At 64.7% G+C, this 20642-nt stretch carries 25 protein-coding genes; 13 read left to right on the top strand and 12 right to left on the bottom strand.

The window, feature by feature from the left end; translation table 11 throughout:
- Nucleotides 1–36: 36 nt before the first annotated feature.
- The 3 genes from IP68_RS16500 to rplU form a co-directional block, all read right to left on the bottom strand.
- Entirely contained in the window at nucleotides 37–576 is a 540-nt protein-coding gene (locus IP68_RS16500; RefSeq protein WP_054136112.1) for a GNAT family N-acetyltransferase, read from the bottom strand.
- Between the two features lie 181 nt (nucleotides 577–757).
- Nucleotides 758–1033, bottom strand: coding sequence for a 50S ribosomal protein L27 (gene rpmA / locus IP68_RS16495; protein WP_026091630.1), 276 nt, complete (start codon nucleotides 1031–1033; stop codon nucleotides 758–760).
- Between the two features lie 27 nt (nucleotides 1034–1060).
- On the bottom strand, nucleotides 1061–1528 hold the full coding sequence (rplU, locus tag IP68_RS16490; RefSeq protein WP_054136111.1) for a 50S ribosomal protein L21: 468 nt from the start codon (nucleotides 1526–1528) through the stop codon (nucleotides 1061–1063).
- Between the two features lie 301 nt (nucleotides 1529–1829).
- On the opposite strand from rplU, the gene IP68_RS16485 reads away from it, so the two are divergent.
- From IP68_RS16485 to IP68_RS20505, 3 genes are all read left to right on the top strand, one after another.
- Nucleotides 1830–2369: a hypothetical protein gene (locus tag IP68_RS16485; protein WP_054136110.1), complete on the top strand. Its 540-nt coding sequence runs from the start codon at nucleotides 1830–1832 to the stop codon at nucleotides 2367–2369.
- Nucleotides 2370–2456: 87 nt separating this feature from the next.
- The gene (locus IP68_RS16480; protein WP_054136109.1) at nucleotides 2457–3359 is read left to right on the top strand and encodes a hypothetical protein; all 903 of its coding nucleotides are present in this window, start codon (nucleotides 2457–2459) and stop codon (nucleotides 3357–3359) included.
- Nucleotides 3360–3508: 149 nt separating this feature from the next.
- On the top strand, nucleotides 3509–4480 hold the full coding sequence (locus tag IP68_RS20505) for a hypothetical protein (RefSeq protein WP_197275836.1): 972 nt from the start codon (nucleotides 3509–3511) through the stop codon (nucleotides 4478–4480).
- Between the two features lie 82 nt (nucleotides 4481–4562).
- Here IP68_RS20505 and IP68_RS16470 read toward each other — a convergent pair whose 3' ends face one another.
- From IP68_RS16470 to surE, 3 genes are read right to left on the bottom strand one after another with little or no spacing between them, the layout of a single operon-like run.
- Entirely contained in the window at nucleotides 4563–5612 is a 1050-nt protein-coding gene (locus IP68_RS16470; protein ID WP_054136108.1) for a TrkA family potassium uptake protein, read from the bottom strand.
- An 8-nt stretch (nucleotides 5613–5620) separates the two neighbouring features.
- Nucleotides 5621–6754 carry a M23 family metallopeptidase gene (locus tag IP68_RS16465; protein ID WP_054136107.1) on the bottom strand — a complete coding sequence of 378 codons (1134 nt, stop codon included), beginning with the start codon at nucleotides 6752–6754 and terminating at the stop codon, nucleotides 5621–5623.
- A 51-nt stretch (nucleotides 6755–6805) separates the two neighbouring features.
- Nucleotides 6806–7588 (bottom strand): 5'/3'-nucleotidase SurE, encoded by a 783-nt coding sequence (gene surE, locus IP68_RS16460; RefSeq protein ID WP_054136106.1) that lies wholly within the window; start codon nucleotides 7586–7588, stop codon nucleotides 6806–6808.
- A gap of 267 nt (nucleotides 7589–7855) precedes the next feature.
- Here surE and sseA point away from each other — a divergent pair, with 267 nt between their 5' ends.
- The 3 genes from sseA (at nucleotide 7856) to IP68_RS16445 (ending at nucleotide 11405) form a co-directional block, all read left to right on the top strand.
- Entirely contained in the window at nucleotides 7856–8692 is an 837-nt protein-coding gene (gene sseA, locus IP68_RS16455) for a 3-mercaptopyruvate sulfurtransferase (protein WP_054136105.1), read from the top strand.
- A 167-nt stretch (nucleotides 8693–8859) separates the two neighbouring features.
- Nucleotides 8860–10089, top strand: a complete 1230-nt coding sequence (gene metC / locus IP68_RS16450; protein WP_054136104.1) for a cystathionine beta-lyase — start codon at nucleotides 8860–8862, stop codon at nucleotides 10087–10089.
- On the top strand, nucleotides 10086–11405 hold the full coding sequence (locus IP68_RS16445; protein WP_054136103.1) for a mechanosensitive ion channel family protein: 1320 nt from the start codon (nucleotides 10086–10088) through the stop codon (nucleotides 11403–11405). The genes metC and IP68_RS16445 overlap by 4 nt, the downstream gene beginning before the upstream one ends.
- 124 nt (nucleotides 11406–11529) lie before the next feature.
- Here the strand turns inward: IP68_RS16445 and IP68_RS16440 are convergent, their stop codons facing one another.
- The 4 genes from IP68_RS16440 to IP68_RS16425 all read right to left on the bottom strand — a co-directional run bounded on the left by IP68_RS16440 (nucleotide 11530) and on the right by IP68_RS16425 (nucleotide 15144).
- Nucleotides 11530–12285 carry a hypothetical protein gene (locus IP68_RS16440; protein WP_054136102.1) on the bottom strand — a complete coding sequence of 252 codons (756 nt, stop codon included), beginning with the start codon at nucleotides 12283–12285 and terminating at the stop codon, nucleotides 11530–11532.
- A 167-nt stretch (nucleotides 12286–12452) separates the two neighbouring features.
- Nucleotides 12453–13007 (bottom strand): GNAT family N-acetyltransferase, encoded by a 555-nt coding sequence (locus tag IP68_RS16435; RefSeq protein ID WP_054136101.1) that lies wholly within the window; start codon nucleotides 13005–13007, stop codon nucleotides 12453–12455.
- A 159-nt stretch (nucleotides 13008–13166) separates the two neighbouring features.
- Nucleotides 13167–13664, bottom strand: a complete 498-nt coding sequence (locus tag IP68_RS16430) for a glycine zipper 2TM domain-containing protein (protein ID WP_054136100.1) — start codon at nucleotides 13662–13664, stop codon at nucleotides 13167–13169.
- 346 nt (nucleotides 13665–14010) lie between these two features.
- Nucleotides 14011–15144 (bottom strand): zinc-binding dehydrogenase, encoded by a 1134-nt coding sequence (locus IP68_RS16425; protein ID WP_054136099.1) that lies wholly within the window; start codon nucleotides 15142–15144, stop codon nucleotides 14011–14013.
- Nucleotides 15145–15241: 97 nt separating this feature from the next.
- Between IP68_RS16425 and IP68_RS16420 the strand changes: the two genes are divergently transcribed.
- Nucleotides 15242–15784: a pseudouridine synthase gene (locus tag IP68_RS16420; RefSeq protein WP_054136098.1), complete on the top strand. Its 543-nt coding sequence runs from the start codon at nucleotides 15242–15244 to the stop codon at nucleotides 15782–15784.
- Here the strand turns inward: IP68_RS16420 and IP68_RS16415 are convergent, their stop codons facing one another.
- Nucleotides 15785–16951 carry a cupin domain-containing protein gene (locus IP68_RS16415; protein WP_054136097.1) on the bottom strand — a complete coding sequence of 389 codons (1167 nt, stop codon included), beginning with the start codon at nucleotides 16949–16951 and terminating at the stop codon, nucleotides 15785–15787. It lies immediately after the preceding gene.
- 41 nt (nucleotides 16952–16992) lie between these two features.
- Nucleotides 16993–18045, bottom strand: a complete 1053-nt coding sequence (pspF, locus tag IP68_RS16410) for a phage shock protein operon transcriptional activator (protein ID WP_054136096.1) — start codon at nucleotides 18043–18045, stop codon at nucleotides 16993–16995.
- A 162-nt stretch (nucleotides 18046–18207) separates the two neighbouring features.
- Between pspF and IP68_RS16405 the strand changes: the two genes are divergently transcribed.
- The 6 genes from IP68_RS16405 (at nucleotide 18208) to IP68_RS16380 (ending at nucleotide 20635) form a co-directional block, all read left to right on the top strand.
- Complete coding sequence (locus IP68_RS16405) at nucleotides 18208–18408, top strand: hypothetical protein (protein WP_054136095.1); 201 nt, start codon at nucleotides 18208–18210, stop codon at nucleotides 18406–18408.
- Between the two features lie 126 nt (nucleotides 18409–18534).
- On the top strand, nucleotides 18535–19230 hold the full coding sequence (gene pspA, locus IP68_RS16400; RefSeq protein ID WP_054136094.1) for a phage shock protein PspA: 696 nt from the start codon (nucleotides 18535–18537) through the stop codon (nucleotides 19228–19230).
- Between the two features lie 4 nt (nucleotides 19231–19234).
- Nucleotides 19235–19537, top strand: a complete 303-nt coding sequence (gene pspB, locus IP68_RS16395) for an envelope stress response membrane protein PspB (protein WP_054136093.1) — start codon at nucleotides 19235–19237, stop codon at nucleotides 19535–19537.
- Nucleotides 19534–19941 carry an envelope stress response membrane protein PspC gene (gene pspC / locus IP68_RS16390; RefSeq protein ID WP_054136092.1) on the top strand — a complete coding sequence of 136 codons (408 nt, stop codon included), beginning with the start codon at nucleotides 19534–19536 and terminating at the stop codon, nucleotides 19939–19941. Before pspB ends, pspC begins: the two co-directional genes overlap by 4 nt.
- A gap of 50 nt (nucleotides 19942–19991) precedes the next feature.
- Nucleotides 19992–20312 carry a hypothetical protein gene (locus IP68_RS16385; protein ID WP_054136091.1) on the top strand — a complete coding sequence of 107 codons (321 nt, stop codon included), beginning with the start codon at nucleotides 19992–19994 and terminating at the stop codon, nucleotides 20310–20312.
- On the top strand, nucleotides 20312–20635 hold the full coding sequence (locus IP68_RS16380; protein WP_054136090.1) for a hypothetical protein: 324 nt from the start codon (nucleotides 20312–20314) through the stop codon (nucleotides 20633–20635). The genes IP68_RS16385 and IP68_RS16380 overlap by 1 nt, the downstream gene beginning before the upstream one ends.
- Nucleotides 20636–20642 lie beyond the last annotated feature (7 nt).

The following is a 20642-nucleotide window of genomic DNA, read 5'->3' as shown; positions in this document are numbered from 1 at the left end:
TCTCCCCTCCCTCTTGCGGGAGGGGAGAATTAACCTTCACGCCGCCAGCGGTCGTTCCACCTCCGCCATGTCGCTTTCCAGCGCATATTCGCTCGCCATCGCGTCATAGCCCCGGCCTGCGCTGAAGCGCGGGCGGGTGATGCCGGTGGGACGGAAGCCAAGCCGCCGCAGCACCGCGCCAGAGGCCGGATTGTCGATATAATGGCTGGCGGCCAGACGCCGGTGGCCCAGCATCCAGGCGTTGGCGATCACCGCGCGCGCCGCCTCGGTGGCATAACCCTGCCCCCAATGCTCCCGCGCGATCCAGTAGCCGAGCTCTGCCTCGCCATCGCGTTCGCCAAGGCCGCAGCTGCCGACCAGCGTCTGCCCGGCATCGCCCGGCAAAGTGAGCAGAAAATGCGGATAGCGGGGATCCTGGGTGCGCGCGGCGAAGGCCTGCGCGTCTTCGCGCGAATAGGGCCAGGGCGCGCGGGCGAGATTGCACACGATTCCCTGATCGTTCAGCGCCGCGAACAGGCCTTCGGCATCTTCGGGCCAGACTGGCCGCAGCAACAATCTTTGCGTTCTTGCAAACATTATGTCTCTCCTGTGTCACCCGCGCCCATGCCACCCGAAGGTGACAGGCTCGAGTCAAAGCCGTGACAGGGAGACAAAAAGAAAGGGAGATGGGACGGACCCCATCTCCCTGTCATCTGGTCCGGTGCTCGGCACCGGCCGGGGTCATCCCTGTGAAGGACGACCCGTCATCGATCGTCCGTTATTCGGCGGCCATCGCCATGGCTTCGGCCACGACCGATACATATTTGCGGCCAAGGCGGCCTTCGTGAAACTTCACGCGGCCTTCGGTGAGCGCAAACAGGGTATGGTCCTTGCCCATGCCGACATTGGCGCCGGCATAGACCTTGGTTCCGCGCTGGCGGATAATGATGTTGCCACCAATCACCGGCTCGCCGCCGAACTTCTTCACGCCAAGACGACGACCTGCGGAATCACGACCGTTGCGCGACGAACCGCCAGCTTTCTTATGTGCCATTTTTCAAAACTCCTTGTGCGCGCGCTATCAGGCGTTGTCGGCCGACGAATCGGCTTCGGGCTTGGCGGCGGCCTTCTTCGGTGCTGCCTTCTTGGCCGGAGCCTTTTTGGGAGCAGCCTCAGCGGCGGGTGCGTCTGCAGCGGCTTCCACCGGTGCTTCGGTCTTGGCGGCGGCCTTCTTAGGCGCTGCCTTCACTGCTTCGCCAACGCCCAGAATGCGCAGGATCGTGTGCTGCTGGCGATGGCCAAGCTTGCGACGATAGTTGTGGCGACGCTTCTTCTTGAAGATCACGACCTTGTCGGCCTTCGCCTGCGCGATGATCTCGGCAGAGACGACCACACCGGCCAGATCCTTGGATTCGCCACCGTCACCGGCGAGCAGAATGTCACTCAATGCGATGACGTCGCCAGCCTCTCCGGCCAGCTTTTCCACTGCGATTTTATCTCCGGCTGCAACGCGATACTGCTTGCCGCCTGTGCGCACGATAGCGAACATGGGTTGTCTCGTTTCTGTTTGCTTCAAATCGGTTCCGGGCACGCAATTTGCGATATCCAAACCTTTGACCCGACTGTTGCCAGAACCGAATCAGCAGAGTGAAAACCGCTGCCCTGCGACGGGATGTCCCGCGCCGGAAAGCCATGCCCGTTAGGTGAAACTGCCGGGGCTGTCAACCATGGCAGCGGCTTTTTTGGCCGTTGCCCACCTGACAATCGACGCTCTCTTAGCCCTGAGTCCGCCAGGATGACAAGCCCATAAGCATTGCGACACGCCCTCGCCTCCCGTAGATGGATTGGCCATGAAACATGTTGCCTCCTCCTCGCTGCTGTCGCTCTCGCTCAGCCTCACTGCCCTGCTGGGCGGCTGCCTCGAACCGATGGCCGATCGCCCCTCGCTGGCGCGGCGCGATGTCGAGCTGCGCGACCGGCAGGCCGAGGCCAAGGCCCCGCCCCCGCCGATCGAATCCGTCACCGACCCCGCACTGGCGCGCGATCTGACCGCGCTGCTGGCCCGCGCCGACAAGGCCGAAGCGGATTTCGCTATGGCGCGCTCCGCCGCGCAGCAGGCGGTAGCAGCCGCCAAGAACGCCAGCGTCGGCAGCGAAGCTTGGTCGGTGGCACAGACCCGGATCAGCGCGCTGGATGCCCCGCGGCGCGAGCTCACCCAGCTGCTGGGGGATCTGGAAGTCCTGTATGTTGCGCGGCTAGAAAAGGAAGCGGCGGGCGAGATCAAAGCGGGCGGTGCCGCGCAGGTCGAACAGACCCGCAGCCATGTGCTGGCCCTCGTCGACTCGCAGGACAGCGTGATCACCATGTTGAAGTCCGGCCTCGCCAGCTGAATCAGCGCCGCCTGGCGGAGTTAACATCAAGGCAACCCTTCCATTGGTCGCACGTACAGGGTGGACCAACCGATAAGGATCGCCCCAATGAAGTCATTCTATACCGCTACCGCCGCCGCTGCCCTGATGCTGAGCAGCAGCGCGGCCTATGCGCAGACCAACACCACCAACGATCAGCAGCCTTCGCGCCAGCAGGAGCGTCTGAACTCGATCTTCGGCGCGCTGTTCGGTGATCGCACCGGATCGACAGGCTCGATCGAGGCACAATGGTCGCTGGGCCGCACCCCGCTGGCGACGCAGCGCGGACAGTTCGAAAGCCGGATCGATTCCGAGGTGCGCGCGCGCACCATCGACCAGCGCACCGGCGCGCAGCTCAAGTCCGACTACTACGATCTGGTGCAGCTCGAAGCGCGCTACGGCGCCGATCGCCGCTTCACGCGGCAGGAGCAGGCCGAGCTTGCGGAACGCTATACCGAGCTGACCCAGGTGATCACCGATGGCGGCTATGCCAATGACCCGGGCAACGACATCGGCATCTCGATCGCCGAAGGCCAGAACGAATTCTACCAGCGCGTCGATGCGCAGGTGTCCTCGCGCCGCATCACGCGCGTGGCAGGTGCCCGGCTCAAGACCGATTATGCATCGCTTGTCCGCACCGAAGCGAACTATCTGCGCGATGGCCGGGTGACCGAGCAGGAGCGCGACGACCTGTACACCAGGCTCGAAGCGCTCGATGCGCGGGTTGGCGACATGGTCAACAGCGGCGGCGGCAACACCACGCAGACCCCGCGTGCACGCCTCGATGCGATCGCCCGCGCCCTGCCCTCGAGCGGCCTGTCGGCCAGCGCACAAGCACAGCTTAGGGTCGAGCATGAGGATATCTCGCGGCTGGAAGCGGCCTATGCCCGCATGAACGCCACCGCGGACGAGCGCGCCTATGTCGAGCGTCGTCTGACCGATCTGGAAAACCGCGCCCGCGTCCGCCGCTGATCCCGGCCCGGAGCTGAATCCGTAAGAACGGGGCCATCCGCACATGCGCGGGTGGCCCCGTTTTGCGTTCCGCTCCATTTTACATCCTGGATTGCCGGTCGCCCGCTTCCGGTATAGCCTGCTTCCTCCACGACAGCGGGAGGGCGGTTATGGGCACCATCGACGATTCGATCTGGCGGGCGCTGGATGCAATGCGCATCGAGCCTGCGGGTGCCTCGCTGACCTTTACCAAAAGGCTCGCGCGGGAAAACGGCTGGTCGCGCCGGCATGCCGCCGCTGTGGTCGAGGAATACAAGCGCTTCCTGTATCTCGCCGCGACAGGCACATCGCCGGTCACCCCGTCGGACCAAGTCGATCAGGCCTGGCACCTGCATCTGGCCTATACCCGCCATTACTGGGGCGAGCTGTGCGCGCGGATCATCGGGCGCCCGCTGCACCATGGCCCCACCGCAGGCGGGGGCGCCGAGGGGCGCAAGTATCGCAGCCATTATGCGCAGACCCTGGCGCGCTATCGCGACACCTTCGGTGCCGAGCCCCCGGCAGAGATCTGGCCAGCTGCCGAACTGCGCTTCGGGACGCGGTATCAATGGGTCGACCGGTCACGAAACTTCGTGCTGCCGCGGCGATCGGTCTCGGTTGCGGCGCTGGCAGGAGGCGCGGCGCTGCTTGCGGCCTGCACTGCGCTGGCAGCAGACACCGCCGTCGTGCAAGGATCGCCGGTGTTCCGGTCGTTCTTCAACGGCGTTCAACGCTCCGATCTCGGCTTTTTCGGGCTGGTGCTGCTGATTTTCATCGGGATCGCCGTCATGGCCAGCATCATCCGCCGGTTGCGCGCACGACGCGGCGCGCCGCAACAGGATGCCTTGCGCAGACGCAATGCCCGGCGCGGCTCGACTGACAGCTCGGACGGATCGGGCGCGATCTTCGACAGCTGGTCGGGCGGAGGCGCGGGCCCTGGCGCAGCCGCAGCAGGCGGCGCGGCGTTCATGGCTGGCGGAGGCGATTTCGGCGGCAGCGGCGCGGATGGCGACTGGGACAGCGGCGCAGACAGCGACAGCGGGAGCGACTCGGGCGGAGACAGCGGGTGCAGCGGCTGCGGCGGAGGCTGCGGCGGCGACTGACACCCGAAACGCAGGCGTGCCGCGTTACTCCTCTCCCCGCCAGCAAGCGGTAAGGCTGAAATTCAGCACCGAATTCGGCCCCTCAATCGTTCGCCATCGTCACCGGCGGGCGGCCATCGCCCTGGGTGATCACGACCACCAGGTCTCCGGCGGACAGGCTGGCGCTTTCATCGTCCCAGAAGCCGTAGGGCTTGCCATCGCGATAGATGCGCACGCCCACGCCATCCTTGATGTCCTTGAGCGGCAGGCCGACCTCCTCGGGGCGCACCATCCGCTCGATCAGCACCACCCGTCCGCTCGACGAGGCAAGGTCCGCCAGGTAGCTGCTGATATGCGGGCCCTGGCACGAGCCCGCGAGCAGCAATCCGGCGAAGCTGACCGGATTGATCACGGTGTTGGCCCCGGCCTGCCGCGCCAGCAGCTCGTTGTCGGCCGCGCGCACCACCACGCTGATCGGCACGTCGGGGGCCAGATGGCGGATGGTCAGCACGATCAGGATCGAGGTATCGTCACGCCCGGCCGAGACGATCGCCGAGCAGGCCCGGTCGATGTGCACATCCCGCAAGGTTTCGTCGCGCGCCGCATCGGCGTTGAGCACGTTGCACCCCATGGCTTCGGCCCGGGCGAGCGAGGGCTCGTGCTGGTCGATCACCACGATGCAGCCGGGTTCGGTGCCGCGCGCGATCAGTTCGCGCACTGCTTCCGAGCCGCTGGTGCCAAAGCCCAGCACGACAATATGCCCGGTCAGGCGCTGCTGGATCCTGCTCATCTGCCATTTTTCCCATGTGCGCTTGAGGACGAAACTATAGGCGGTGCCCACGAAGATGAAGATCACCGCGACCCGCACCGGCGTCACCACCACCGATTCGATCAGGCGCGAGCGGTCGGACACCGGCGCGATATCGCCAAAGCCGGTGGTGGTGACCGAGATCATCGTGAAATAGACGACATCGAGAAAGCTGATCTCGTTGTCGAAATTGTCCTTGAGCCCCGCGCGGTCGAGCCAATGGATCATGATGACCAGCGCGATCAGGAAGAACGCAAAGCCCAGCCGCAGGGCGACATCCGCCAGCACCGGCAGACGCGCGGCGCGTTTCAGCAGCGCCCTTGGCTTGATGTCGCTGTCGGCCATGCCTGCAATCAGCTCCTGGGCAGGTACAGCAGCGGATCGACAGGCTTGCGGTCCTTGCGCAGCTCGAAATGCAGCTTGGGAGTGTCGGCAAAGCCGCTCTGCCCCGCAGCGCCCAGCACCTGCCCGGCCTTGACCGCCTGTCCGCGCGTGACATCGATCCGCTCGGCATGGCCATAGGCGCTGACCCAGCCATCGCCATGGCTGATCAGGATCAGTCCGCCATAGATCGCGACCTCGCTTCCGGCATAGCTGACCACACCATCGGCGGCTGCACGGAATGGAGCGCCGCGCGTGGTGGTGATGTCGATGCCGTTGCTGATCTGACCCTTGCCGACCGGGCCGTAGCGGGTGAGCAGCGGGCCGGTGATCGGCCAGTTGAACTTGCCCGCAAAGGCTTTTGGCACCGAGACCGGGACCGCGGCAGAGACAGGCGCGCGCGCTGCCTTCGCTGCAGGCACGGGCGTTCCTTCGGCAATCGCGGGCTGGCTGCCGGTGACCACGTCGTCGATGTTCACCACCAGCGCTCCGATCCGGCTCGGCTTCGAGGAGGCCGCGGCGCTCGGGCCGGAGCCGGCGGGCGCAGCCGCGATCGCGGTGGCACCTGCGGGCAGCTTGAGCCGCTGGCCGATGCGCAGGATATACGGTTCGGTGAGGCCATTAAGCGCGACGATATCGCTCCACGCGACACCATAAGCGTGCGCGATGGCGATGCCGGTCTCGCCCTGCGCGACCGCATGATAGCGTCCGCCGGGTATGGTCAGTTGCTGCCCGGGACGCAGCATATAAGGCGCGCTGAGGCCGTTGGCGGCGGCGATCGCTTCCGATCCAGCGCCGGTGCGGTTGCCGATGCCGCGCAGCGTATCTCCCGGCTGCACGACATAGACCGTGCCGATGACATCCGATGCGCTGGGGCTGACGCTGCGGCTTGTCCACACCGGGGCGTCGCTGCCGACGACCTCTGGCTCGGACGGCGGCCTCGCCTGGGTCCCGGCCTCGGTGATCTCGGGCTGCATGCCCTGTTGGCTGACCCCGCCGGGGATGCAGCCGGAAAGCGCGATTGCGCCCAGAGCTGCGGACCAGGCCGCTGCGGACCTGACAAGACTGCGCGTTTCACCCCTCGCCATGACGTCAACTTCTAGCATGAACTTTACGCTTTACCACTGCTTACGCGGCGCAAACCGCCGGTTGCGGCTTCAATTCATGTCAAATGTTGCGGACAGCGCCGAACCCAGCGCGCCCATGGATTCATAATGCGTCAGGTCCAGGTGCAGCGGCGTCACCGCGACATAGCCGTCGCGCACCGCCTCCAGATCGGTGCTGTGCGCGGGGGTCTGCTCGACCGCACCCAGCGCGAACCAGTGATATTCGAACCCGCGCGGATCAGTGTTGGTGACGATCTTGAGCCGTCCGTAATCACGAAAACCCTGGGCGACCACGCGCACGCCGCGCACCTGATCGGCCGGGATCGCGGGGAAGTTGATGTTGATCAGCGTGCGCGCAGGCATCGGCTGGGCAATGATCGGACGCAACACCTTCTCGCCCCAGGCGGCGGCAGCGTCGAACGAGACGTCGAGCCCGGCGCCTTCGCGGGCATAGACCTGGCTGAGCGCGATCGACGGGATGCCTGCCAGCGCGCCTTCCATCGCGGCAGAGACGGTCCCCGAATAGGTCACGTCCTCGCCCAGATTGGCGCCGCGGTTGACCCCGGACAGAATGAGATCGGGCGGGGTGTCCTGCATCAGCCGGGCGACCGCCATCATCACCGCATCGGTCGGCGTTCCGGTGACAGAAAAGTGCTTCGGGCCATGAGTGTGCACGCGCAGCGGGCGGGTCAGCGTAAGCGAATGGCCCGCACCCGATTGTTCCTCTGCCGGCGCCACGATCCAGACATCGTCGGATAGCGCTGCGGCGATCCGGATCAGCACCTCAAGCCCCGGCGCGTTCACGCCATCATCGTTGGTCAACAAAATACGCATGGTGGCACCTGGCTCCTGATGAATGCGATGCCACCCCTATCGCCCTGCGCGCGGCACCGCCACCATCGATGCACATGATTGCAACATATGCAAAAAAACTGGCGCCTCGTTCCCGTTGCGACTCGACGCGCCCTGCCCGACACGATAATGTTGATGGTGCAGCGCAACAAAAACACGGCATCCCGGCTGAGCAACCAGCCGGGTTTCCCGTCTAAAAAGGCGGGAAAAAGCCAATAAGGGCGCAGACTCGCAGAGGGAGACACAAACATGGATTCGCTGGTTTCAACCGAATGGCTCGCCAACGAAATGGGCGCCTCTGATCTTCGCATCGTCGATGCGTCCAAGTTCCTGCCCGACACCGGTCGCAGCGCGCTTGCCGAATATGAAGCCGGTCACATTCCGGGCGCGGTGTTCATGGACCTCGAGGAGCTGGTCGACAGCAACTCGCCCATCGACAACACCCTGCCACCTGCCGAGAAATTCGCCAGCCGCATGCAGTCGCTCGGCCTGGGCGATGGCAGCCGCATCGTGCTCTATGACGACAGTCCGCTGAAGTCCTCTGCCCGCGCCTGGTTCATGCTCACCATGTTCGGCGCGCACGCGGTCGCGATCCTCGATGGCGGCATCGCCAAGTGGAAGGCCGAAAGCCGCCCGATCAAGACCGGCAAGGAAACGCTGCGTCACCGCCACTTCACCGTGTGGGAAGACAAGAAGAACGTCCGCACCAAGGCCGACATGCTGGGCAATCTGCACAGCAAGGGCGAACAGGTCGTCGATGCACGCCCTGCCGCCCGCTTCACCGGTGCCGAGCCCGATCCGCGGCCCGGGATCGCCGCAGGCCACATTCCCGGTGCGGTCAATTTGCCGCACAGCTCCCTGTTCAACCCCAATGGCACTTGGAAGACGGGCGACGACCTCAAGGCTGCGTTCGAGGCTGCCGGTGTCGATCTCGACAAGCCGGTGGTCACCACCTGCGGCTCGGGCATGACCGCCAGCGTGGTCGCCTTCGGCGCGCACCTGCTCGGCAAGACCGATGTTGCGCTGTACGACGGCAGCTGGAGCGAATGGGGTGCCGATAACGATACCCCCAAGGCGCTGGGGTGACACGGATTTATCCTCTCCCTTTACGGGAGAGGATACCAACGCCTTGGCAGATTGCTGCCTGGGCGACGTTGGAGAGGGCCCGCCCCCTCTCCCACTGCGATTAGGCCCGCCCAGGCGGACCAAGTCTCGTTGCCCTCTCCCGCAAGGGGAGAGGGCGGAGGTAGCACATGCCCAAGCCCACCGATCCGCAATCGCCCGCCACGCGCCTCGTTACCGGCGGCCGGCGCGCGGAGTGGACGGGCACGGCGGACCAGCCGGGCGCGGTCGTCAGTCCGCCGGTGTGGCGCGCCAGCACGCATCTCTATCCCGATACTGCCGCGCTCAAGTCCGGCCCCAAGACCAACGAAGACGGCCGATTTTTCTACGGCCGCCGCGGCTCTCCCACCCAATGGGCGCTGGCCGAAGCGCTGACCGCGCTCGAGCCCGGCGGGCATGGCACGATGCTCTACCCTTCGGGCGTTGCGGCGATCACCGGCGCGCTGCTCAGCGTGCTGTCGCCCGGCGACGTGCTGCTGATGACCGACAGCGCCTATGATCCGTCGCGCAATTTTGCCGACGGATTTCTCAGGCGCTTCGGGATCGAAACCCGCTATTACGACCCCACCATCGGTGCGGGGGTTTCAGCGCTGATCTGCGAGCGGACCCGCGCAATCCTGATGGAAAGCCCGGGCAGCCTGACCTTCGAGGTGCAGGATGTCCCCGCGATCTGCCAGGCAGCGCGCGCAGCCAACCCCGATATCGCGCTGCTGATCGACAACACCTGGGCGACCGGGCATTTCATGCCCGCGCTGGCGCTGGGCGCAGACATGAGCATTCTGGCCTGCACCAAGTACATCGTCGGCCATTCGGACGTGATGCTGGGATCGGTCACCACCACCGAGCGGTTCTATCCCCGGCTGCGCCAGACTGCGCAGGCGCTGGGCACGGTCGTCTCGCCCGACGATGCCTGGCTGGCGCTGCGCGGATTGCGGACGCTCGACGTGCGGCTGCGCCAGCATCAGGCCTCGGCGCTCAAGATCGCGCGCTGGCTGTACGCGCAGCCCCAGATCGCGCGTGTGCTCCACCCCGCACTCCCCTCCTGCCCCGGCCACGAAGTATGGCAGCGCGATTTTACCGGCTCGTCCGGGCTGTTCTCGTTCGTCCTGAATGGCGGCAGCGATGCGGCGCGTGCAGCGCTGATCGACACGCTGACATTGTTCGGCATCGGCTACAGCTGGGGCGGGTTCGAAAGCCTGGCGATCCCGGTCGATCCGGCGCGCTGCCGCAGCGCGACATCCTGGCCGCCCGCAGGCGAGCCCAACGCACTGGTCGTGCGCCTGCACATCGGTCTGGAAGACCCCGACGACCTGATCGCCGACCTTGCCAAGGGGCTGGCAGCGTTTACCATGACGGCATGAACGAGGCGATCACGACAGCTTTTCTGCGTTGGGGATGGATCCGCCGCCCCGATGACCTGCAATATGTCGAAGGCGTGCTTGCCGCGCTGATCGCGACCACCGCGCTGATCGTCGGCTGGGGGCTCAGCCGCCTCGTCTATCTGCGGCTTGCCGCGATCTGGGAACGGCGCGCAGGCTACGAAAGCCCGCTCGCACGGCGCCGCATCCGCGACATGGTGCGCCGCTTCACCACCGCGATGCTGATCGGCATGGCGCTCAATCTCAACGACTGGAGCCTGATCGCCTCGGTCGTCTTCGGGCTGACGCTGGCGATCTCGCTGGCGCTGTTCGTCAACGACCTCGTGCGCGGCGTGCGGATGCCCGACTGGCTGGGCACGTTCCTGGGGCTGGCGACCTTGGTCTCGATCCTCGCCAGCATGTTCGGCGGGCTCGATCCGATCACCATCGCGATGGACCGGGTGGGCTTCAACCTCGGGCAGAAGCGGTTCTCGCTGCTCTGGGTAGTCACCATCGCGGTCACGGTGCTGGTACTCTATACCGCCGCCCGCGTCGTCAACCGCATCGCCGGGCACATCATCGGCAGCAGCGACGGGCTCGACCCGACGCAGAAGCTGCTCGGGCAGAAGATCGCGGGCGTCGTGGTCATCGTCATCGCCTTCTTCATCGGCATCGATGCGCTGGGGATCGATCTGACCGCGCTCAGCTTCTTCTCCGGGGCGTTTGGCCTCGCGATCGGTTTCGGGCTGCAGAAGACCATCGGCAACCTGTTTGCAGGCATCATCCTGCTGCTCGACCGGTCGATCAAGCCGGGCGATGTCATCGCGGTGGGCGACAGCTTCGGCTGGGTGAACAAGATCGGCGTGCGCGCGGTCTCGGTGATCACCCGGGACGGCAAGGAGCACCTTATCCCGAACGAGGACCTGATGACCACTGCGGTCGAGAACTGGTCCTATTCGGACCGCAACGTGCGCATGCGCATCCCCGTGGGGGTCGCCTATACCAGCGACATGCAGCTGGTGCAGGAACTGCTCTACCGCGCGGTCGATGAATCGCCGCGCGTGCTCAAGGACCCCGTGCCCCGTATCTGGATGACCGATTTCGGCGACAATTCGGTCAACTGGGAAATCCGCGCGTGGATTTCCGACCCCGAAGGCGGCATGGGCAACATCCGCGGCGACGTGCTGATGCGGGTGTGGAACCTGTTCCAGGAACACGCCATCGAGATCCCGTTCCCGCAGCGGGATCTGTATATCAAGGAAATGCCGGGAATGGGTGGGACGCCAACCGCCGTTCCGCATCCTGGCGAGGCCGGTTGAAACAACTCTGCTCTAGCGGGACCCCCGCGCACGCGGGGGTCCCGCTTTTGCCAACGATCAGTCAGAAGCGGGATTCCCGCGTTCGCGGGAATGACGACTTAAATGCTATTCCTGACGTTTGAAATCACCGCCCGCCATTCGCGACGATATCCACTTCGGTGCCGCCATTGGCCATCGGCTTGAGGAACAGCACATAGGCCGCCTCGCCCTTGGTGCCGCCCAGCACATGGTCGGCGCCGCGCAGCTGGTACTCGGCCGAATAGCCGCCGCGCCGTGCCTTGGTGTAATAGAAATCGACCACGTTCTTGAGCGCGGCGGGCGTGGTGAAGTTGACCACGCGGATGTTGCACTGGCCCTTGTCGATGCCGGCGGCCTCTTTGACGTTGGCGCGCGGATAGATCGCGAAGTCGGACGGCATGCGGTTGGCCCAGGTCATCGCGTAATCGAGTTTGCCGGTGCATGCGCCGCTCTGCTGCGCGGCCTTGGCGCCCAGCGTGCTGCCCTGGTTGCAATCCTTGCACTCTTCGTCCGCGACCTTCTTGGGCTCCGGCGCCTTCATCAGGCCGCGCGGGCCGATCGCGGCGGCGGCGGCCTTCTCGACCGCAGCAAGCTGGCCCTTGGGGATGCCGGCCGACGGCACCGAGCCATCGCTGCCCTCGGCGAGCACGGCGTTGCGGTTGGATTTGTCGACCAGATCGGGATCGACGAGGATCTGGTCCTCGAGCGCACCCTTCATCGCAGGATCGGCGGCATCGGCGAGCAATGCTGCATCCTCGTTCTGCGCGGCGGTGTCGTCGGCATTCTGGCAGGCGGCGAGCACCAGGGTGGCGGCGCCCAAAGCCAGCAGATTGCGCGACATCGCGAAGGAACGGTGTGCCATGGCAGAAGTCCTCATCATCAAACGGAAGCCCGTCGCTTTAGGACAAGGCTCTTAGCATTCTGTTAGCCATGCCCGGCTTGGCGCAAGGCTGTCCCGGCAAAAGAGGGTTAACCCCTCTGCTTTGACGCCCCAGCCTGTCCCAAACCGGGATTCGGCCGCAAGCCGTTTCAGTATCGGACAAATTTCTTGCGGTTTTCCTGCCACTGGGCCTTGGACTGGCCATAGCTGTCGACCGGAAATTCCTGATACGGCTCGGGCAGCCGGGTCGGGCCCTGGTTAGTCGAACCCAGCCTTTCTGCCAGCGCAATCGAGGCCGCGTTGTCGGGATCGATGGTGTGGATCACGGTGTCCCAGCCCAGCAGATCGAACGCATAATCGATCGTCGCGACCGCGGCTTCGAGCGCATACCCCTTGCCTGCATGGCTGCGCATGACCCCCCAGCCGACTTCGGTGCCCGGCCAGCCATCGGGCTGCCACGGACCGATGCGGCCGATCCACTGGCCGGTGTCGCGGGTGATCAGCGAGAACATCGCAAAGCCGCGAATGTGCCAGGCGCCCGCCATCGAGCACAGCCCGCGCCATGCCACCGCGCGCGGCTGCACCCCGCCCAGATAGCGCATCGTCTCTTCATCGGCGGAAAATTCGGCCCAGGCTTCAAAGTCCTCGGGGCCCGGCGGGCGCAGGATCAGGCGCTGGGTCACCAGTATCGGTCCGTTGATCATCGCGCATCCTCCCGGCTGTGTCTGAGGCTGCGGGGATAGGCAGCGCCACGCCGGTTGGCAAGCCGTGGCCCACAAACGCGAAACCCCTCCCCGCCTTGCGGCGGAGAGGGGTCTCCCCGTTCACCTTGCTCTCATGACAAGAGCATGGGCGAAAGCTGGTTAGCGGCAGCTGTAGCCGTTGCCGCTGTTGCGATCGATCGTGCGGCCGAGCAAAGCGCCGCCGATGCCGCCGATTATCGCGCCGACGGTGCGGTCACCGCGTCCTGCGATCTCGCTGCCGGCAAGGGCCCCTGCCGCGCCGCCGATCAGCAGACCGGTGGTGCCGTTGTCACGGCGGCAGTAATACCGGCCGTCGTTTCCGCGCCAGGACTGCCCGTTCCAGCCGCGCACCGCCCGACGGTCGAACCTGCGGTCGAAGCGACGATCGTTGCGATCGTCCCAGCGACCTTCGCGACCGTAATAGCGGTCGTTGTCGTAACCGCGGCGCTGCCAGTCATTGTCATAACCGCGCCACTGATGCGCGATGGGCGCCTGATGGGTCACGCCGTGAGCCGAGGCGGCGCTGGGCGCCGAGTGGGTGAGCGGAGCCGCCATGGCGGGCGCTGCGGAAAGGGTGACTGCACCGGCAGCGGCAGCAGCAAAAAGAAACTTCTTCATAGTCTGTCTCCCTAGAGACCGGGACAGCGCCGATTCGCCATCCGTTGTGTTCATGTTTAAGGGAGCGAAGGTGAACGGAATGTGGAAAGGCCGTTCATGTTGCAGCAGGGTTTTTTGAACGAGCCACTGCCTCTAGCGGCATGCAGCGCGCTCTGCGCCAAAGATTTCGTCACCCACGCGAAAGCGGGGGTCCCGCTTCTGCGCCAAGGTTTTCGAGAAAACGGGATTCCCGCGTACGCGGGAATGACGATGGGGAGAAAATGCCCCGACGTACTGATCATCTGTATATGTTGACCCGGCGGCAGGCGGGCAAGAGATGTCCCCTGCCCGCCTGCGCCGGGACGGATTACTTCTGCGGGCAGATCAGGAACTTTTCGCCCGTGGTCTTGGCATAATAGCGCGCGACCACATCCGCCTGCAGCGCCTGCTCGAGCGAAAGTTCGTCGGTATAATGGCTGGCAAAGGTGGTCTTGAGCTCGTCTGCCACCCGTGCGCGCAAACGCATGGCGACATCGCCGCCCGCCTTGGCAAGGAAGTTGGGCAGCAGCCAGCCGCCCACGCCCCAGGCCATGCCATAGGCTCGGTTGAGCACGGTGGGCGAGGTGTCCAGCCCGCCATAGAGATAGACCTGCTTGTGCTTGACCGAACCATAGATGCTGTAGGCGCCCGGGGTGCGTGCCGCGGCAGCTTCCATCGCAGCCAGGATGTTGGACGCGAGCTCGCCGCCGCCCGTCGCATCGAACGCCAGCGTTGCGCCGGTGGCGTGGATGGCATCGACCAGATCGGCCTTGAAGCTCTCGCTGCTCGAATCGACGATATGCTTTGCGCCCATATCGCGCAGCAGCTGCGCCTGTTCGGGCTTGCGCACGATGTTGACCAGCTCGACGCCATCGGCTGCGCAGATTCGGTTGAGCATCTGGCCGAGGTTCGAGGCGGCAGCGGTATGGACCAAGGCGGTGTGGCCTTCCATCCGCATCGTCTCGACCATCGACAGCGCGGTCAGCGGGTTGACGAAGCACGAGGCTCCGTCGCGCGCGCTGTGGCCATCCTTGAGCGGCAGGCACATCATCGCGGGTGCCTTGCGATATTGCGCATACATGCCGCCGCCCATCACCGCGACGACCTTGCCCATCAGGCTCTGCGCATAGTCGCCAGAGCCTGCAGCCACGACCGTGCCTGCGCCCTCATTGCCCACGGGCAGCTGCTGTCCGACGCGCGCCTTCATCACGCCCATGCCCTGCGGCGACACGGGAGCGGTGAGCCGGGTGTGTGCTCCGGTGCCCGAAGAGGCCGCCTTGGCCATGCTGGCCCAGCCGAACATCACGCCCTGATCCGACGGATTGATCGGGGTGGCCTCGACGCGGATCAGGACCTCGTCGTCGCCAAGCTCGGGCATGGGCTTTTCGACCAATTCCATGGTCAGTTCGCCTTCGGCGCTGACGGTGGAGATCATTTGCAGGTAACTTTGGGGAAGGGTCATGAAAGTGCCTCTCTCGATTATGGTTGTTGTGCGATGCACCCATGTGCCAAGCCTTGGGCGATTACGCCACCCTTGCAGCGCAGAAAGTCGCATCTCCTTGTCCCGGCTCATCCTGTTCAACAAACCCCATGGCGTGATCTGCCAGTTCAGCCGGGATGGCGACCGCCCGACTCTGGCGGATTTCGTCGACGTTCCGGGCGTTTACCCCGCCGGGCGGCTCGATCATGACAGCGAAGGGCTGGTGCTGCTCACCGCCGACGGTCGCCTGCAGGCCAGAATCGCCGATCCCAAATTCAAGATGGCGAAGACCTATCTGGTGCAGGTCGAAGGTACGATTACCGAGGACGCGCTCGCAGCCCTGCGCAATGGCGTGCAATTGAAGGACGGCATGACCCGCCCCGCCGAGGCGAGCGCGATTGCCGACCCCGATCTGTGGCCGCGCGATCCGCCCGTGCGCTTCCGCAAGACTGTCACCGATGGCTGGATCAGTCTCACCATCCGCGAGGGCCGCAACCGGCAGGTGCGGCGGATGACCGCGGCGGTGGGCTTTCCCACCCTCAGGCTGGTGCGCTGGGCAGTGGGGCCGTGGTCGCTCGATGCATTGCCGCTCGGCCAGTGGCGCGAGGTGGATGCGGGCTGATCAGCCGTCCGCGTCGTCCCCATCTTCGTCGTCGTCAACAAACGCGACGCTACCCATGTTGCCCAGCGTCAGCAGCAGTTCGCACGCAGCATCGCTCACGGTGTCGAGCGTGAGGCTGTCGTTGGCGCAGATCGCCTCGGCGAGCGCGTAAGTCTCCGCTCCGCATTCGAACGTTTCGCCGTCAACGAACAGCATCAGCGCATCGCGACCTTCGCGCACGAAGGCAAACCGGCTGGCGGGATTGCGCTGAAGCTCCATCTGCTGCTCGATAGCCTCTCGGATATCGTCAAGGCTCAGCGGCTCTTCGGGGCGCCAATCGATATCGGGATACTTGCGCGTGCTGCTGGCGGCGCCGAACCAGCGTGCGAACCGCTGCTTGTCGCCCAGCGCCTCGAGCACCATCGCCTGCAGCCGATCGAGCGCATCGGCGCCGATCTCGCCGGGGTTGGCCTGAAGCGCGAGGCCGGGGTCGGTATAGCGGTCGTCCTCGCTCAGGTCCTCGAGCAGATGATCGCTCCAGTCGCCGATCAGTTCGGCGCGCGAGGGCGCACGAAAGCCGATCGACAGCGTCATGCAATCGTCGCCCAAAGCGATGCCGTTGTGCGACACCCCGGGGGGGACATAGAGCATGTCGCCGGGATCGAGCACAAACTCCTCGGTCGCTGCAAAGTCGCGCAGCAGCTTGAGATCGCCATGCGGCAGCAACGGGCTGTTCTCGTCGCACATCGCGCCGATCTGCCAGCGCCTGCGCCCCTGCCCCTGGATCAGGAACACGTCATATTGATCGAAATGCGGCCCCACCCCACCGCCGTCGCTGGCAAAGCTCACCATCACGTCATCGACGCGCCAGTTGGGGATAAAGCGAAACGAAGCCAGCAGCGCGGCGACCTCTGGTACATGATGGTCGACCGCCTGCACCAGCAAGGTCCACGGGTTCGATCCCAGCGACGCAAAGCGCTCTTCTGCCAATGGCCCATGCTCGACGGCCCAATCGGCGCCGGCCTGCTCGATCAGCCGAGCCTCCACCTGCGGCTCGCACGCCAGCCCTGCCAGCTCATCGGCCTCGACCGGGCACTGCCATTCATCCCACGGATTGCGGATCAGCAACGGCGCACGCTGCCAATGGGTGGCGAGGAACTGGGCGGGATCAAAATGGGCAAGCTTCATCCACCCCCCTTTTCAGCCGACCGCAGCCGCGTCCAGCGTTTTCACCCCAGCAGGTCGTGCTTCTTGAGGCAGTGGCGCAACTGGTCGTAGCTCAGCCCCAGCGCCTTGGCTGTCTGGCGCTGGTTGTAGCGGTGACGGGCGAGCGCGGCCTGCAGGATGCGCTTTTCATGCGCGTCGACCGCACCGCGCAGATCGTCCACCGCGTCGAAGTTCATCGTCTGGTCGAGCGTTGCGCGGACGCCCGAGTCCGACAGAGCGGCGTCGATTACCTCGTCGCAGGGCGAATCCGCTGCAGCCGGGCGCCTTGAGGGCTGCGGCTTCCAAGGGGATTCGAACGGATCGAAGACGATATGGTCCACCTTGCGGTCGGGATCGTCCCAGCGATACACCGCACGCTCGACGACGTTGCGCAGCTCGCGGACATTGCCCGGCCAGCTGTGGCGCTTCATCGCCTCGGTCGCCATCGCGCCAAAGCCCGGCCAGTCGGGCCAGTCGAGCTCTGCCGCCATCCGCCGCCCGAAGAAATCAGCGAGCACCATGACATCGCCCTCGCGCACCCGAAGCGGCGGCAAGGTCACCACCTCGAACGAGAGGCGATCGAGAAGGTCGGCGCGGAAGCGGCCCTGGTCGACCAGTTCGGGCAGATGCTCGTTGGTAGCCGCGACGATGCGGACATCGACCTTGATCGCGCGCGAAGAGCCGATGCGGGTGATCTCGCCATATTCGACCGCGCGCAGCAGCCGCTCCTGCGCAGCGGAGCTCAATGTCGCGAGTTCGTCGAGGAACAATGTGCCGCCATCGGCCTCCTCGAACCGCCCTTGTCTCGCGCGGGTGGCACCGGTGAAGGCGCCTGCCTCGTGCCCGAAAAGTTCGGCTTCGATCAGCGTCTCGGGAAGCGCGGCGCAGTTCAATGTGATCAGCGGGCCATCCCAGCGCGAGGACAGGCGGTGGAGGCGCTCGGCGATCAGCTCCTTTCCGGTGCCGCGCTCGCCGATGACCAGCACCGGGCGGTTGAGCATGGCGGCCCGGCTTGCGCGTTCGACCGCATCCAGAAAGGCGCCTGACTCGCCAATGAACTGATTGCCCCGTTCCATGAACCAAGGAATAGTGCAGAATCCCAACACATGGCAATCCCAACCAACACGCGGCGCATTGGAATTTTCCAAACTCTTGTTTTTCCAGTGTTTTTCAAACTGGCACGCACCCTGCAATGTAGCAGGCAACACCGACACACAGCGGTACAAGGGAGAAAGCAAGTGCGTTACGCGAACCAGTCCAACGACCAGCCGGCACAGGAAGACAGCGTCTTCAAGTCCACCCTGGTTACCACGGTCGCGGCGCTGATGCTGGTCACCACGCTGTTTGTCACCGCATTCGCCAGCATCGAGGCAGCCGCCTCACCCGCCCGCCCGGCGGTCGATGCCGGCAAAATGGTTTCCGTCCGGTATCTTGCCTGACGGATCTGGCCGGGACGCTTACCCCCCCTTGCCCCGTCCCGGCCAGCCTCTTCCAACTGAAATGCAAATGGGGGTAAGGTGGATCAGGATCCGGTCCACCCGACCTTAACGAACGGAGTTTTCGCCATGGGAATTTTCTCTCGAACCCGCGACATCATTGCCGCCAATGTTACCGAGCTGCTCGACAAGGCCGAAGACCCGGCGAAGATGATCCGGATGATCATCCTCGAGATGGAAGAAACCCTGGTCGAAGTCCGCGCATCTGCCGCGCGCACCATTGCCGACCAGAAGGAAATGAAGCGCCATGTCGGCAAGCTGGAACAGCTGCAGGCCGACTGGACCGACAAGGCCGAGCTGGCGCTGTCCAAGGACCGCGAAGACCTTGCCCGCGCTGCGCTGCTGGAAAAGAAGAAGGCCGCCGATATGGCTGATCAGCTCAATGTCGAAATCAACGTGCTCGACGATGCGCTGCGCGCTTCGGAACAGGACATCGCCAAGCTGCAGGCAAAGCTGCGCGAAGCCCGGATGCGCCAGAACAACATCATGAGCCGCCTGGAAAGCGCCGAGAACCGCGTCAAGCTGCGCACCATGTACAATGGCGACAAGGTCCGCGAAGCATTCAGCCGCTTCGACCTGCTCGAGCGCCGCGTCGACATGGCCGAGGGCCGCGCCGATGCACTGGGCATGGCCGAGGATGAGCGCGGCGAGCGCAAGGCACTGGGCCAGCGCAGCCTGGACGACGAATTCGCCGCCCTCGCCGGATCGGACAAGGTCGACGAAGAGCTCGAGGCGATGAAGCGCGCCCTGAAGAAGGAGGGCTGATCCGATGGAAGACATCCTGGTCCCCATCTTCGTCGTCGGCATGCTGTTCATCGGACTGCCGTGGCTGATCTTCCACTACATCACCAAGTGGAAGACCGCAGCGACGCTTACCAGCTCGGACGAGAATCTGCTGGAAGAACTCCACGCCATGGCGCGTCGTCTCGACGATCGCATGGACACCGTCGAACGGATCATTTCCGCCGACAACCCCGACTGGCGCCCGGCGCGGCTGACCAGCGCGGATGACCAGGACGACTACGGCCTGGAACAAGTTGAGCGCCTGCTGAAGGAAAGGGTAAGGAAATGAGCCGGTTGGACAAATACAGCTACGACGCCCCCGCACCGCGCAAGACGAAGTTCTATCGCAACAAGCAGAACGGCAAGCTGATGGGCGTCTGCGCAGGCATCGCCGACTACACCGGGATCGATGTCGTGTGGATCCGCGTGGCCGCGGTGCTGCTAACGCTGATGACCGGCTGGGTGCTGATGGGATATCTGGCCATGGGCTTCCTCGCCGAGAAGAAGCCGGCGCACCTTTACACCGATGATCAGGACCAGAAGTTCTGGCAGGGTGTGCGCCAGTCACCGGGCCGCACCGCCCGCGACGTCAAGGCCCGCTTCCGCGAGATCGACCGCCGCCTGGCCGATGTCGAGCTGTTCTACACCGCCAAGAACACGCGGCTGGCAGACGAGATCGAAAGCCTGCGCTGAGCAGCAGGATCGGGCAGCCATCATCAACAACAAGGTTTCAGGAGACTATCATGAGCTGGGGTGGACCGGGTTTTGTCCTCGCGATCATCATGCTGTCCATGGGGGCCTGGGTGATCACCACCTGGATCCGCGCCAAGCATGGTTATCCGCTCGAAGATCAGTGGACCGGCAAAGTCATTGAACGAAGCGATCCCGACGCTGATCGAAAAATATCGCTGCTCACAAACGAAAACGAGCAACTGACGGGAAAGATCGGACGGTTGGAAGAACGGATCGCAGTGCTGGAACGCATCGCCACCGACGCCAACAGTTCGAGCAACCGCCTTGCCGATGAAATCGAACGGCTGAGAGTACAGAAGGACAGCGCGTAATGGAAAAGCTGGCACTCATTGAAGCTCTTGCACCGGTTCTGGTTGCTGGCTGCATGATGATCACCTTCGGCTGGGTTGCCACAACCTGGCTGCGCATCAAGAACGGCTATCCGCTCGAAAACAGCTGGGGCAAGGCGATCTATCCCAAGACCGACCAGGAATCGGTCGAGCGGATCAAGTTGCTGAGCCAGGAAAATGCACAGCTGCGCGCCGAGCTGGGATCGATCAAGGACCGTCTGGGCAACGTCGAGCGGATCGTCACCGATGATGCGCACCGCCTGACCCACGAGATCGAGGCACTGCGCGACAAGCGCGCGAACTGAACCGGAC

This window comes from Blastomonas sp. AAP25 (assembly GCF_001295965.1).
GTDB classification, from domain to species: domain Bacteria; phylum Pseudomonadota; class Alphaproteobacteria; order Sphingomonadales; family Sphingomonadaceae; genus Blastomonas; species Blastomonas fulva.
This window is presented reverse-complemented; position numbering and strand designations above follow the sequence as displayed.